Genomic DNA, 14,431 nt, shown 5'->3' on the forward strand with positions numbered 1-14,431 from the left:
CCCCGAACCGCTCGACTTGGTAGAGCGACCCGGCGCGCGTCCAAGTCAATCCGGCCGTCCCTAAGTCCCGCCCGCGGGACCAGCCTTGTGGCGCCCCTGCAACGCGCCGCACCATTGCCCGAGGGCGCCCGGACCGGATCACGCGGCGGCCCGGTGCTCGGTCCGCCCCCGCGCGTCCGGGTTCGGCCGGCGGCGGGAGAACAGGGAGATCAGCACCGGCACGACCACGAGGATCAGGTTCGGCGCCAGGATGATGCCGCCCACCACCACGAGGGCGAGGGGCTTCTGAACCTGCGAGCCGATCCCGGTGGAGACGGCGGCCGGCAGCAGGCCCACGCAGGCGGCCACGCAGGTCATCATCACCGGGCGCATCCGCACCACGGCGGCGTGCCAGACCGCCTCCTGCCGCCTCCAGCCCTCGTCGAGGAGCTGGTTGTAGTAGGCGAGCAGGATCACGCCCTCCATGGTGGAGATGCCGAACAGCGCGATGAAGCCGATCGCCGCCGAGATCGAGAACGGCGTGCCGGTCAGGAACAGGGCGAAGATGCCGCCGATCATCGCCATCGGGATCACCGACAGCGTCAGCAGCATGTCGGCCACCGACGAGAAGTTGATGTAAAGGAGCAGTGCGATCAGCAGCAGCGTGATCGGCACCACGAGGCTGAGGCGGGCGGCCGCTTCCTTCAGGTTGGTGAACTGCCCGACCCATTCCAGCCGGTAGCCCGGGGGCAGGTCGACGGCCTCGGCGACCTTGCGCTGCGCCTCGAGCACCGCGCTGCCGAGGTCGCGACCGCGCACCGAGAACTTCACCGGGATGTAGCGTTCCTGGTCCTCGCGGTAGATGAACGAGGCCCCCGACACGAGGTCCACGTCGGCGATTTCGGAGAGCGGTACCTGGACCACGCCGCCGTTGGGATTCTGGGCGCCCACCGCGATGTTGCGGATGCCGGCGAGCGACGAGCGATACTCCTTGGCGAGGCGCACCCGCATGGGGAAGTGGCGGTCGGAGCCGTACTCGTAGAGGTCGCCGGCGGTCTGGCCGCCGATCGCCGCCTGGATGGTGGTGTTCACGTCGCCGATCGACAGGCCGTAGCGGGCGGCCTTGTGCCGGTCCACGTCGATGCGGACCGTCGGCTGGCCGAGGGACTCGAACACCGACAGGTCGGTGACCCCCTGGACGGTGGCGAGCGCCGCCTTCACGGCGTTCGCGGTCTTGGTGAGCTGCGCGAGGTCGTTGCCGTAGATCTTGACCGAGTTCTCGCCCTTCACGCCTGAGGCCGCCTCTTGGACGTTGTCCTCGATATACTGCGAGAAGTTAAACTCGATTCCGGGGAACTCCGCCGCCAGCTGCTTGCTCAGATTGGCGATCAGGGTCTCCTTGTCGAGTCCTTTCCGCCATTGGTCGATCGGCTTGAGCGGGGCCAGGATCTCGACGTTGAAGAAGCCGGTGGCGTCGGTGCCGTCGTTCGGCCGGCCCTGGTGGGACAGGACCGTGGTGACCTCCGGAACCTCCTGGAAGATCTTGCGCATGCGCTGGACGTAGGCGTTGCCGGCCTCCAGCGAGATCGAGGACGGCATCGTCCCGCGCACGTAGAGGTTGCCCTCCTCGAGGCGCGGCAGGAATTCCAGGCCGAGATTGCGCGCCACGAGGCCCGAGACGAGCAGGATCGCCAGCGTCACGGCGAGCGACAGCACGCGGTTGCGCAGGCCGAAGGCCAGGATGCGCTCGTGCCCGAAGCGCAGGAGCCGCACGATCAGCGTGTCGCGCTCCTCCAGCTTCCTGGGCAGGATCAGCGCCGAGAGCGCGGGCGAGACCGTGAAGGTCGCGAGCAGACCGCCCAGCAGCGCGTACGCGTAGGTCTTGGCCATCGGCCCGAAGATGTGGCCCTCGACGCCGGTCATCGTGAACAGCGGCAGGAAGCCCACGATGATGATCGTCGCCGAGAAGAAGATCGCCCGGTTCACCTCCCGGCCCGCGACCGCGATGGTGCCGAGCCGCCCGGTCAGCCCGGCGGGCGGCGCGTCGCCCTTCACGTGGTCGGGCTCGGCGAGGTGCCGGAACACGTTCTCGACCATGATCACGGTGGCGTCGACGATCAGGCCGAAATCGATGGCGCCGAGCGACAGGAGGTTGGCCGAGTCGCCGCGCACCACGAGGATCAGGATCGCGAAGCCCAGCGCGAAGGGGATCGTCGCCGCCACGATGATCGCGCTCGTCAGCGAGCCGAGGAACAGCCACTGCACCACGAAGACCAGCACCACGCCGAAGATGAGGTTGTGCATCACCGTGTGGGTCGTCGTGTGGATCAGTCCGGACCGGTCGTAGATCCGCTCGATCTTCACGTCGGGCGGCAGGATCGAGGAGCTGTTGATCTTGTCGATCTCGGCCTCGACCCGCTCCAGCGTCGGCAGGCTCTTGCCGCCGCGGCTCATGAGCACGATGCCCTCGACGATGTCGGGTTGGTCGTCGTGGCCGACGATCCCGAGTCGCGGTGCGTTCGAGACCCGCACCTCGGCCACGTCGCGCACCAGCACGGGCGTGCCGTTGACGAGGCTGATCATCGTGTCCCGGATGTCGTCCATGTCGCGGATCAGGCCGATGCCGCGCACCACCGCCGATTGCTGCCCGACGTTGAGCGTCTGCCCGCCGACGTTGATCGAGGCGTTGTTGAGCGCCGTGGTCAGCTGGACGAGGGTCAGGCCCTGCGCCTGGAGGCGGTTCAGGTCGACCGCGACCTCGTATTCCTTGGCCTTGCCGCCGAAGGCGGTGACGTCGACCACGCCGGGAATCGCCTTGAACCGGCGCTGCAGCACCCAGTCCTGCAGGGTCTTCATGTCGGTGGGCGAGTAGCCCGCCGGGCCGACCAGCTTGTAGCGCATGATCTCGCCCACCGGGCTCGTTGGCGAGATCTGCGGCGTGGCTCCGTTCGGCAGCGAGGGGGCCTGCGACAGCCGGTTGAGCACCCGCTGCAGCGCCTCCTCGTACGTGTATTCGTAGTTGAACTGGATCTTCACGTCGGAGAGGCCGAACAGCGAGATCGTCCGCACCACCTGGGCGTTGGGGATGCCGGCGAGCGCCACCTCGAGGGGGATCGTGATGTAGCGCTCGATCTCGTCGGCCGACTGGCCCGGGTTCTGGGTGATCACGTCGACGAGCGGCGGGACCGGATCGGGATAGGCCTCGATGTTGAGCTGCGTGTAGGCGCCGTACCCGATGCCCAGCATCAGCACGAACATCAGCACCACCAGCACCCGCTGGCGGAGCGAGAAGGCGATCAGGGCGTTCATCGGACCGGATCCTCGCTCAGGACGCCTTGTCGCCGGTGGCTGCCCGGTCGATGAACAGGGCGCCGCGAGTCACGACCTGGTCGCCGGCGCGCAAGCCCTGGACGACCTGGGCGTTGTCGCCATTGATCAGTCCGAGCTTGACGTCGCGCGCCTCGATGGCTCCGTCCGGCCGGGCGACCCAGACGTGGGTGCGGTCGCCCTCGTACACGATGGCGGCGACCGGCACGCTGGGCGACGGCTCGCCCTTGCCGGTGACGATCGTGTAGGTGGCGAACATCTCCGGGCGCAGGACCCGGTCTGGGTTGTCGACCTCGCTGCGAACCGCGAGCCGCCGGGTCGCCGGGTCGAGGCTGGAGGCCATGTAGTTCACCCGGGCCTTGAACACCCGCGCGCCGAAGCCCGCCACCTTGGCCTCGACCTCCTGGCCGATGCGAATCTTCGGGATCTCGCTCTCGCGGACGTTGGCGACGAGCCACACCGTGGACAGGTCGCCGATCACGAAGACCGGGTCGCTCGACGCGGAGAGGTACTGGCCGATGCCTACCTTCCGCTGCACGATCGTGCCGGGAATCGGCGCCCGGATCTGGGTCTCCGGGCTCATCGTGCCCTTCTTCTCGTAGGCGGCGATCTCGGCGTCGGTCTTGCCCAGCAGCCGCAGCCGGTTCTTCACCGCGTCGAGGGCGGCCTCGGCGGTCTTCAGGTCGCTCTGGGCCGCGATGACGTCGTTCTGCGCCGACTGGTAATCCTTCAGCGCCGTCGCGTGGGCCTGGAACAGCTCCTGCTGGCGCTGGGCGATGGTCTGGTCGAGCTTCAGGAGCGCCTGCTGCTTCTGGAGGTTGTTCAGGGCCGCCTGATAGTCGTTCTGCGCCTGGACCATGTCGGTGGCCTCGAGCGTCAGCAGCACGTCGCCGGCCTTCACGTCGTCGCCCGCCCGCACCAGGACCTTGGTCACCCGGCCCGCATAGGGCGAGACCACCGGCACGTTGTCGTCGTCGTTGAGGGCGATCCGCCCCTCGGCGGAGCCTTCCGGGCGGAACACCTGCGTGGCGACCGGCAGGATCTCGAAGGCGGCGCGCTGTTCCTTGGTGGGGCGGAAGATCCGCTCCACCGGGCCGGCCTTCTGCACGTCGAGGCCGGGATCGGGATTGCCCGGCGCGAACAGGCCGGTCAGTGCACCGACCAGACTCGACGCAGTCTCGCGGGCGCGCTCCGGAAAGGCGAAGGCGAGGCCGGCCACGGCCCCGACGAGCACGAGGACGACCACGAGCCCCGGCCACCGCCGCCTGCGCGACGGTGCGGTGACGGCCTCGTCCTGTTCCAGCGGATTGCGGGCGTCCATGGGATGTTCTTCAGGAACCGGGCCAGTCGAGGAGGAATGGTTTCGCGCCGGAACGCCGCCCACATCAATCCGACCGCAGGTGCTTTTCTATGGCAAGCCGCGCGCAACATTCGTGCGGCGCCGTCTGCCTAGAGCAAAGCTTCTCCGACTCGCAATCGACGGGCGCCTCCGGTCGCGAAACCGTGTGGCTGCGCCTTCCTTTGACGGAAACTGTTACAATATGACAACGGTGGCGGGCCCGGGCCCGCCCGACCCTGTCCGCCGCCATCGAAGAACCGAGCATGACCGATACGAGCGCTGCCTCCGCCCTGTCCGGATCCCCCGCCAGCAAGATCCCCGTGACCGTACTGACCGGCTATCTCGGCGCCGGCAAGACCACCCTCCTCAACCGCATCCTCACCGAGAACCACGGCAAGCGCTACGCCGTGATCGTCAACGAGTTCGGCGAGATCGGCATCGACAACGACCTCGTCGTGGGCGCTGACGAGGAAGTGTTCGAGATGAATAACGGCTGCGTCTGCTGCACCGTGCGGGGTGACCTGATCCGGATCATGGACGGGCTGGTGAAGCGCCGGGGCAAGTTCGACGCGATCATCGTCGAGACCACCGGTCTCGCCGACCCCGCCCCGGTGGCGCAGACCTTCTTCGTCGACCAGGACGTCGGCGAGGCCGCCCGGCTCGACGCCGTGGTGACGGTGGCCGACGCCAAGTGGCTCTCCGACCGCCTGAAGGACGCCCCCGAGGCGAGGAACCAGATCGCCTTCGCGGACGTGATCCTGCTCAACAAGAGCGACCTCGTGGCGCCGGCCGACCTCGACCGGGTCGAGGCCGAGATCCGCACCATCAATCCCCTGGCCAAGCTCCATCGCACGCAGAACTGCGCCGTGCCCCTCGACGCCGTGCTGGAGCGCAACGCCTTCGACCTCGACCGCATTCTCGACGTGGAGCCCGACTTCCTGGAGGAGGGGCACCACCACCATCACGATTCGGACATCCGCTCGATCTCGGCGAAGATCGAAGGGGAGGTCGATCCCGAGAAGTTCATGCCGTGGATCTCGAACCTGACGCAGGTCCAGGGGCCCGACATCCTGCGCTGCAAGGGGATCGTGGCCTTCCCGAACGAGCCGAAGCGCTTCGTCTTCCAGGGCGTGCACATGATCCTCGACGGCGACGTCCAGGGCGACTGGAAGCCGGACGAGGAGCGGGTCTCCCGGGTGGTGTTCATCGGGCGCAACCTCGACGAGGCGGCGATCCGGGACGGGTTCGAGGGCTGCCGGGCGTGATGGGTTGAAGGAGAGGCGGGCGCGGGATCCCTCCCCCCTCTGCGGGGGAGGGGGACGCGGATCCGCCGCGCTCACGCCTCGTAGCCCCAAACACTTCGGCTCCTACCCCGAAGTCGAATCTCAACCATTGACTGTCAGTCTAGCGTCCGTGGGCCCGCGTATCCGGCCCGCGGAGCCCGCGTATCATGGCCTACACCGCAGCCCCCGGCGCGCCGGTCCCGTCCGGGGCGCAGGCGGGCATTCCCCTTCTGGCCGCCGTCCAGGGCTTGGCCAAGGCGCTGTTCGCGGCCTTCATCTTCTTCGCCTGCTTCGCCTTCTCGGAGACATCGCCCTACGATGCGGTGGCGCTGCCCACGATCCTGCTGTGGCTCTGCCTCGGCGTGCGCCTGCACCGGGGGATGGTGCCGCTGCTCGCGCTCCTGCTCCTCTACCTGACGGCGATCGTCCTGGCGCTGCTCCCGTATCTGAACGAGGATTTCCCGGTCACCTGGACCATCCAGCTCATCTACCTCTCGGTCACCTGCATCTTCTTCGCGATGTTCTTCGCGGACGACACGCATGCCCGGATGGAGCTGGCGCTCAAGGCCTACACGGCGAGCTGCGTGTTCTCGGCCGCGCTCGGCATCGTCGGCTACCTGCAGTGGCTCGGGATCGAGGACCTGTTCTACAAGTACGACCGCGCCTCCGGCACCTTCCAGGACCCGAACGTGTTCGGCTCGTTCCTGACGCTGGGCGCCCTCTACCTGATGCACGGCCTGCTCACCGGCACGGCCCGGCGGCCCCTGGCGTCGCTCGTCGGCCTGCTGGTCATCGTGGCCGGCATCTTCCTGTCGTTCTCGCGGGGCTCCTGGGCCGGCAGCGGGGTCGCCGTGCTGTTGATGGTGGGCTCGGTCTACGCGGGCAGCACCTCGCTGCGCCTGCGCCGCCGCATCGTGCTCCTGACCGTCGGGACCCTCGTGCTCGGCACGGTCGCGGTGATCGCCCTACTCTCGGTCGACCACGTGCACAAGATGTTCGAGATCCGCGCGTCCCTGGCGCAGGACTACGATCAGGGCGAGACCGGCCGCTTCGGCAACCAGCTGCGCGGCATCGCGATGCTGCTGGAGCGCCCGTTCGGGATGGGCCCGATGCACTGGCGGCTCGTCTTCGGGCTGGAGCCGCACAACTCCTACATCGGCTCCTTCGCCAACGGCGGCTGGCTCGGAGGCGCGGTGTTCATCGGCCTCGTGCTGACCACAGGCGTCGTCGGCTTCCGGCTGCTGGCGCGGCCCTCGCCGGTCCGGGCGCACGCACAGATCGTGTGGCCGGCTCTGCTGATGTTCTTCCTGCAGGCCTTCCAGATCGACATCGAGAAGTGGCGTCACGTCTACATGATGCTCGGCATGGTCTGGGCGCTGGAGGCGGCGCGGCTGCGTGCCGCGCCGCGGCAGGCCGGTGACGCTTGAAACCCGGGCCCAGCCGCGCCATCGCTCCCCCGCCGCGGGGGCGGTCACCGAACGGCGTAACCGCATCCGGAGACTGGACGTGACGACACAGCCGGACAACGAGCAGGATCGGCTCGCGGCCCTGCACGCCCTCGAGATCCTGGGCACGGCGCCGGAGCCGCATTTCGACGCCGTCTGCCGCACCGCCTGCCGCCTGTTCGGCGTGCGCAGCGCCTTCGTGGCCCTGATCGACGACACGCATCAGTGGCTGAAGACCCCCTGCGTCGACGTCCCCAGCGAGATGCCGCGCGCGGAGAGCTTCTGTCAGCACACGATCCGCGGCGACGCCCTGCTCGTCGTTCCCGATGCCCGGCTGGATCCGCGGTTCCGCGACGCGGCCCTGGTCACGCGCGCGGATGGGATCCGCTTTTACGCGGGCGTTCCGCTGAGCCTCAAGAAGGGCTTGCGGATCGGCACCTTCTGCCTCGCCGACCCCGAACCGCGCGAAACCTTCACGGAGGCCGACCAGGCGGCCCTGCGCGATCTGGCGGAGATCGTCGTCGCCCATCTGCGGCTGACCGAGGCCAATGTGCGCCGGGATCGCGAGATCGAGCAGGCGACGATCCGCGAGGCGCTGATCCGCGAGCAGCACCGCGAGATCAATGCCCGTGCGAAGGCCCAGGAGGCCGCCAACCACCAGCTGACCATGGCCGAGCAGCTCGCCCATATCGGCAACTGGCGCGTCGATCTCTCGGACGGATGGCCGGTCTGGTCCGCGAGCCTCTACGCCATCGCCGGGCGGGATCCGAGGACGTCGCCGCCCCGGCTCGCCGAATTCGCCGAGATCTACCATCCCGACGACCGGGCCCGGCTCGAGGGCATCGTCGCCGATGCCGTCGCCCGCCGCGCCAGCTTCGACTTCGAGGCGCGGCTCCTGCGGCCCGACGGCACGGTCCGCGACGTCGTCGTCCGGGGCCTGTGCCGGGGGAGGGCGCGGCGGCCGGTCTCGTCGGCGTGCTCATCGACGTCACCGAGCGGCGGCGCGCCGAGGACGAGGTGCGGCGGAGCGCGCTGCGCTACCGGGGCCTGGCCGAGACGCTGCCGCTCCTGGTCTGGACCATGCGGGTCGGCGACGGGCAGGCAACCTACGCCAACGCGCAGTTCCACGCCTATTACGGGCCGATCGGGCCGGAGCGGGCCGAGCGCCTCGCCCGCAACCATCCGGAGGATGCCGCCGCCATGGAGGCGGCCTGGACTCGCGCCTGCGAGACCGGCACCGGCTACAGCGGCCAGTGGCGGATCCGGCGCCAGGACGGCGTCTACCGGTGGCACAAGCTCTCGCTGATCCCGATCCGCCTGGATCCTGCGGACGGCGCCGTGGCGGAGTGGCTCGGCACCGCCCTCGACGTGGACGACATCGTGACCGCGCGGCTCGCCGTCGAGGAGGCGCGCGGGCTGCTGGGCCTCGCGCTGGACGCCGCCGAGGCCGGGACATGGTCCTGGGACATGCGCACCGGGCTCGCGTCCCTGAGCCCCGAGAGCACGCGCATGCACGGCCTGCCGGACTCGGACGGGCCGCACACGCTCACCGCCGCCGAGTGGACGGCGCTCCTGAACCCCGACGACGTCGCCGACGTCTGGAACGAGATCCGGCGCGCGGTCGAGACCTCCACCACCTACACGGCGGAGTTCCGGGTCGGGGAACGCTGGCTCTACGCCCGCGGGCGCACGCTGTTCGGAGCCGAGGGCCAGCCGCAGAGCATGGTCGGCCTCCACCTCGACATCACCGAGCGGAAGGCCGCCGAGGCCGCGTTGCGCGCGGCCACCTTCGACGCGGAGGCGGCCCGCGCCGAGGCGGAGCGGGCGAGCGAGGCCAAGAGCGAGTTCCTGGCCGCGATGAGCCACGAGATCCGCACGCCGCTCAACGGCATCCTGGGCTATGCCGACCTCCTCCTGGAGGAAAGCGCCATCCAGAACGAGGATCGTCGGCGCCTGGAGCTGATCCAGAGTTCCGGTGCGGCCCTGCTCACCGTGGTCAACGACATACTCGACTTCTCGAAGATCGAGGCCGGGGAACTCGTCCTCGATCCCGTCTCCTTCCCGCTGGTCTCGACGGTGGACGCCACGGTGTCGATCGTGCGCGGCAGCGCGCTGCGGAGCGGGCTGGCCATCGGGGCACGGATCGATCCCGCGCTCCCGGCCTTCGTGGTCGGCGATGCCAGCCGCCTCCGGCAGGTGCTGCTCAACCTGCTGAACAACGCCGTGAAGTTCACCTCCGAGGGCTCCGTCACGGTCGCCGTGGAGCGGGAGGGCGCGGGCGTCGCTCCCGACGGCAGCCCTGGCGACATCGTGCGCTTCGCCGTGACCGATACCGGCATCGGCATCGCGCCGGCGCAGCAGGACCGCCTGTTCAAGCGCTTCAGCCAGGTGGACGGCTCCATCAGCCGGCGCTTCGGCGGGACCGGCCTCGGGCTGGCCATCTCCCGGCACCTCGTGACCCTCATGGGCGGCGAGATCGGCGTGGAGAGCCGCGAGGGGGCAGGATCGACCTTCTGGTTCCGCCTCGTCCTCCCGCGGAGCGCCGAAACCGCCGCCACGCACGGTGCGCAGGTGGAGCAGGCGGACGCGAAGCCGCGGGCGCCGGTGACCGCGGCCGCCGCGCCGGAGTCGGCGGCCGCGCCGCAACTCCGGTTGCTGCTCGTGGAAGACGTGCCGCTCAATCAGGAACTCGCCTGCGCTGTGCTGGAATCGCAGGGCTACGCGGTCGACGTGGCCGGCGACGGGGCCGAGGCAATCACGGCGGTCGGAACCTCCGTCGCCTCCGGACGCGCCTACGACCTCGTGCTGATGGACGTGCAGATGCCGCGCGTCGACGGGCTCACGGCCACCCGCCGGATCCGCGCCCTGGCATCCCCGGCCTGCGACATCCCGATCGTCGCCATGACGGCCAACGTCCTGCCGGCCCAGATCGAGGAGCTGCGCGAGGCCGGGATGGACGATTACGTCGGCAAGCCGTTCCGCCGCGCCGATCTGTTCGCCACGATCAGCCGCTGGACGGCACCCGGGGCACGAAAGCCTGTCCGGGCCGACGAGCCGTGCCATGTCCCCGAAGTCGACTCCGCCGTCCTCGATGCGTCCGTGCTCACCGAGATGAAGGCGAGCTTCGGCACCGACCGCGTGGCCGCCCTCCTGGACCTGCTGGCCAACGAGCTGTCGGAGCGGTTCCGGCCGACCGAGACCGATCGGCTCCAGATCGCCCACGACGCCCACGCCCTCGTGGCGGCGGCCGGGCTCCTGGGCTTCGTCGGCCTATCGAGCCTGTGCCGCGAGGTCGAGGCCGCCGCCCATGCGGGCGCCGACCTGATGCCGCTCATCCGGCGCCTGGAGGTGCAGCGGGCGACGGCCCTGCGGGCGATCCGGCACTTGCGGGCGGCTTGAGGCGCCCGCCGGGGGGCGCCGCACGGACCGCGCGGATTTTTCCGGCGACCGCGCGCACCCTCATCCTGGCTTGCCGAAGCGAGGCGGCTCCGCCGCACCTCAGGATGAGGGTGTGGATCGGAGAAGCCGAGTCAGGCCGGCTCCTCGCCCTCCTCCGGCAGCGGATCGCCCGTCCAGGCCGTGGCGAAGGCGGCGAGTTCCCGGGCGTCCGCGAAGGCCACCACGGTCACCTCGCGTTCGGCCGGCGCCGCCCCCGGATAGGGCGCGAGCTGGATCGTGACGCGGGCGAGGCGGCCGCCGGGGGCGTTGGCGGCGAGCCACGCCTGCGCGTCCGGCGTGAGCCGCTCCGGCCCGTCGAGAGCGCGCGAATCGCCCCGCAGCACGATGACGTAGGTGCCGAGGCCGGGATCGGCCTCCTGCACCGCCTTGACGATGTCGATCACGGGTTCTCCGCGAAGTCGTTGATCTGCACCTGGGCCTGGGCCTGGGTGAAGTTCGGGATGTCGGCGAAGATCTCCTCGCCATGGGCGGCCGCGGCCTTCTTGAAGGCGTCGACCGATTCGAACGTCAGCAGGGCCATCACCTGGAACGGGGCGGCGCCGCCGTCGGGCGTCCCGGCGCCCTTGACCACCTTGGCCTCGTGCAGGCCGAGGGACGACCAGCGCTCGCGCACCAGCGGCATGTGGTGTCCGAGGTAGTAGCCCATGTCGAAGCTCGGGCCGGCCGGGTACATCACGCTCACCAGGATCATCGTGCTCTTTCCTCCCTTGCGGACGCGCCCGACGGTCCGGGCGCCCGGCAACAGCTAGGGCGCTCACCGCCGAAGTGGACGCCGGTCCGGCGCGACGGGCGCGTGACAGGACGGATCTAGTGCAGCTTCACCCGCGGCTCGGTCCTGCGGGTGAGTGCGCGCGCCAGGGTGTCGAGCGCCGTCTTGGCGGTGCCGTGGAGGGCCCGCTCATGCATCTTGTAGAGCGAGCGGTACATCATCCGGGCGAACAGGCCGGCGATCAGCATGTTCTTGCCGCGGACGAAGCCCATCAGGCTGCCCACCGTCGAGTACTCGCCGAGCGAGACCAGCGAGCCGAAATCCTTGTACTTGAAGGGTTTCAGCGGCTTGCCGTCGATCTTGGCCTGGATCTGGCCGATCAGGTGGCTCGCCTGCTGGTGCGCCGCCTGGGCCCGGGGCGGCACCGGCGTGTCGGAGCCGGCCTCGACCAGGTAGGCGCAGTCGCCCACCGCGAAGATGTCGGGGTCGCGGGTGGTCTGCAGCGTCGGGGTGACGACCAGCTGGTTGGTCCGCGTGGTCTCCAAGCCGCCGATGCCCTGGAGGAACGGCGGCGCCTTCACGCCGGCCGCCCAGACCACCAGCTCCGACGGGATGAAGGTCCCGTCGGCGAGCTGCACGCCGTCGGCCCGCACCTCGGTCACCCGCGCCCGCACGCGGACGTCGACGCCGATCTTGTTGAGGAGCTGCATCACCTCGGCCGAGAGGCGCTGCGGCACCGCCGGCAGGATCCGATCGGCCGCCTCCACCAGGGTGATGCGGATGTCCTTGCCCGGGTCGATCTTGTCGAGGCCGGTCGAGACCACGTGGCGAAGGGTCCGGTGCAGCTCGGCGGCGAGTTCGGTCCCGGTGGCGCCGGCGCCGATCACCGTCACGTGGAGCTGGCCGGGCCGGACCGGCCCCTCCTGGGTGTGCGCCCGCAGGGACGCGTTCACGAGGCGCTGGTGGAAGCGCACCGCCTGGTCCTGCGTGTCGAGGGCGATGGCGTGCTCGGCCACGCCCGGCGTGCCGAAATCGTTGGTGGTGGAGCCCACCGCCATCACCAGGGTGTCGTAGGGCACCGAGCGCTCCGGCGTGACCTCGCGCCCCTCCGAGTCGTGGCTCGCGGCGAGCTGGATCGTGCGCGCCTCCCGGTCGAGCCCGGTCATGCGCCCGATCCGGTAGCGGAAGCCGTGGATGTGGGCGTGGTGCAGGTAATCGACCGCGTGATGGCCGACATCGAGGCTGCCCGCCGCGACCTCGTGGAGCAGCGGCTTCCAGATGTGCGTGCGGGCGCGGTCGACCAGCGTGACGTGCGCACGCTTGCCGCGTCCGAGCTTCTCGCCGAGCTTCGTCACCAGCTGCAGCCCGGCGGCGCCGCCGCCGACCACGACGACGCGATGCAGGCCGGACTCGTTCTCGACGGGTACCATCGACACTCTTTCTTTCCCGAACCGGGTTCAAACGCCGGACTGCTTACACGCGCCCGGTGTCCGATTGCCACATCTGCCTGTCAGGAACACACGTGACCAGAGCGCACGCGCCCCGACGTCACGCGGACGGGGCTCCGGGCTGACGCAACGGGTGTGCCTCGGCGACCTCCGGCAGGGCGAGACAGGCCTCGGCGATCCGTGCGACCGTGGGATAGGCCGCCGTGTCGATCCCGAAGATGCCGGTGCCGACCCAGAGGCTGACGAGGCATAGATCCGCGTGGCTCACCGCGTCGCCCTGGCAGAACCGGCCGGTCCCCGGCTCGGCACCGAGGCGCGCCTCCAGGGTCCTGAGGCCGGTCTCGAAGGCGTTGCGGAGGAAGTCGAGCATCCGCTCCCGGGGCAGGCCGTAATGCTCCATCAGGAAGGTGCGCACCCGCGGCACGTAGAGGGGGTGCGTGTCGCAGGCGACCACCTGAGCCAGGGAGCGCGCCCGGGCCCGCGCCCGCGGCTCCTCGGGCAGGAGGCGCACGCCGCCGTTCGTCTCCTCCAGGTAATCGAGGATCGCCAGCGACTGCGTGAGCGGCGGCCCGTCGCCGTCGAACAGGGCCGGGACCGCGCCCTGCGGGTTGATCCTGCGGAACTCCGGCTTGTGCTGGTCGCCCGCGTCGAGGTCGATGAAGGTCTCCTCGTACGGGATGCCCTTCAGCTTGAGGGCGATCCGCACCCGGAAGGCCGCGGCTGAGCGCCAGTTGCCGTACATGTGCATGGGCGAGGGTCTCCGACGAGGATGCGGGACCACAGCCGAGATTACGGCCCGCTGCAAGGGGCGACATCCGGATGCGGCCGGCCCATATCGTCGATGTGTTCCGGAGACTTCACGCCATGGCCGAACCGTCCGCCGCCCGCGCCTTCATCCCCCTCCACATCGCGGTGCTCACCGTGTCGGATACCCGCTTGGCGGAGGACGACCGGTCGGGCGATACCCTGAGCCAGCGGCTCACGGAGGCCGGACACCGGCTGGCGGGCCGCGCCATCGTGCCGGACGAGATCCCGGCGATCCGCGGCCAGGTGGAGGCGTGGCTGCGCGACCCGGGCATCGACGTGGTGATCACCACCGGCGGCACCGGCTTCACCGGCCGCGACGTCACGCCGGAGGCACTGGAGCCGCTGTTCGAGAAGCGCATGGACGGGTTCTCGGCGGTGTTCCACCGCATCTCGTATGACAAGATCGGCACCTCGACCCTGCAGTCCCGGGCGACCGCCGGGGTGGCGCGGGCGACCTACGTGTTCGTGCTGCCGGGTTCGCCCGGCGCCTGCCGGGACGCCTGGGACGGGATCCTGGCCCAGCAGCTCGACTACCGGCACCGGCCCTGCAACTTCGTGGAGATCATGCCGCGACTCGACGAGCACCTGCGACGGGGGGCGAGCATTTCGGTTTGAAGGGGCGCGACGCTCTCCCT

At 70.0% G+C, this 14,431-nt stretch carries 9 protein-coding genes and 1 pseudogene; 4 read left to right on the forward strand and 6 right to left on the reverse strand.

Translation table 11 applies throughout. The features are described 5' to 3' along the window. Window positions 1-138: 138 nt before the first annotated feature. Together MMSR116_RS20920 and MMSR116_RS20925 are read right to left on the reverse strand one after the other, a co-directional pair. A complete protein-coding gene (locus tag MMSR116_RS20920) occupies window positions 139-3,288 on the reverse strand; it encodes an efflux RND transporter permease subunit (RefSeq protein WP_010687090.1) in 3,150 nt (1,049 codons plus the stop codon). Window positions 3,289-3,304: 16 nt separating this feature from the next. Next, window positions 3,305-4,627, reverse strand: a complete 1,323-nt coding sequence (locus tag MMSR116_RS20925) for an efflux RND transporter periplasmic adaptor subunit (RefSeq protein ID WP_010687091.1) — start codon at window positions 4,625-4,627, stop codon at window positions 3,305-3,307. A 281-nt stretch (window positions 4,628-4,908) separates the two neighbouring features. On the opposite strand from MMSR116_RS20925, the gene MMSR116_RS20930 reads away from it, so the two are divergent. The 3 genes and pseudogenes from MMSR116_RS20930 (at window position 4,909) to MMSR116_RS20940 (ending at window position 10,772) form a co-directional block, all read left to right on the forward strand. Next, complete coding sequence (locus MMSR116_RS20930; protein WP_010687092.1) at window positions 4,909-5,910, forward strand: CobW family GTP-binding protein; 1,002 nt, start codon at window positions 4,909-4,911, stop codon at window positions 5,908-5,910. A gap of 185 nt (window positions 5,911-6,095) precedes the next feature. Beyond that, window positions 6,096-7,355, forward strand: a complete 1,260-nt coding sequence (locus tag MMSR116_RS20935) for an O-antigen ligase family protein (protein ID WP_010687093.1) — start codon at window positions 6,096-6,098, stop codon at window positions 7,353-7,355. A gap of 79 nt (window positions 7,356-7,434) precedes the next feature. After that, a pseudogene (locus MMSR116_RS20940) lies at window positions 7,435-10,772 on the forward strand (ATP-binding protein). Between the two features lie 131 nt (window positions 10,773-10,903). On the opposite strand, the gene MMSR116_RS20945 reads toward MMSR116_RS20940, so the two are convergent. The 4 genes from MMSR116_RS20945 to maiA form a co-directional block, all read right to left on the reverse strand. Next, on the reverse strand, window positions 10,904-11,215 hold the full coding sequence (locus tag MMSR116_RS20945) for a hypothetical protein (protein WP_010687094.1): 312 nt from the start codon (window positions 11,213-11,215) through the stop codon (window positions 10,904-10,906). After that, entirely contained in the window at window positions 11,212-11,523 is a 312-nt protein-coding gene (locus MMSR116_RS20950; RefSeq protein ID WP_010687095.1) for an EthD family reductase, read from the reverse strand. Before MMSR116_RS20950 ends, MMSR116_RS20945 begins: the two co-directional genes overlap by 4 nt. Window positions 11,524-11,639: 116 nt before the next feature. Continuing rightward, window positions 11,640-12,971 (reverse strand): NAD(P)/FAD-dependent oxidoreductase, encoded by a 1,332-nt coding sequence (locus MMSR116_RS20955; RefSeq protein ID WP_010687096.1) that lies wholly within the window; start codon window positions 12,969-12,971, stop codon window positions 11,640-11,642. Window positions 12,972-13,089: 118 nt separating this feature from the next. Further along, window positions 13,090-13,737: a maleylacetoacetate isomerase gene (gene maiA / locus MMSR116_RS20960; protein WP_010687097.1), complete on the reverse strand. Its 648-nt coding sequence runs from the start codon at window positions 13,735-13,737 to the stop codon at window positions 13,090-13,092. A gap of 116 nt (window positions 13,738-13,853) precedes the next feature. On the opposite strand from maiA, the gene moaB reads away from it, so the two are divergent. Continuing rightward, window positions 13,854-14,411 (forward strand): molybdenum cofactor biosynthesis protein B, encoded by a 558-nt coding sequence (moaB, locus tag MMSR116_RS20965; protein ID WP_010687098.1) that lies wholly within the window; start codon window positions 13,854-13,856, stop codon window positions 14,409-14,411. Window positions 14,412-14,431: the final 20 nt, after the last annotated feature.

It is taken from the genome of Methylobacterium mesophilicum SR1.6/6 (assembly GCF_000364445.2).
GTDB lineage: Bacteria > Pseudomonadota > Alphaproteobacteria > Rhizobiales > Beijerinckiaceae > Methylobacterium > Methylobacterium mesophilicum_A.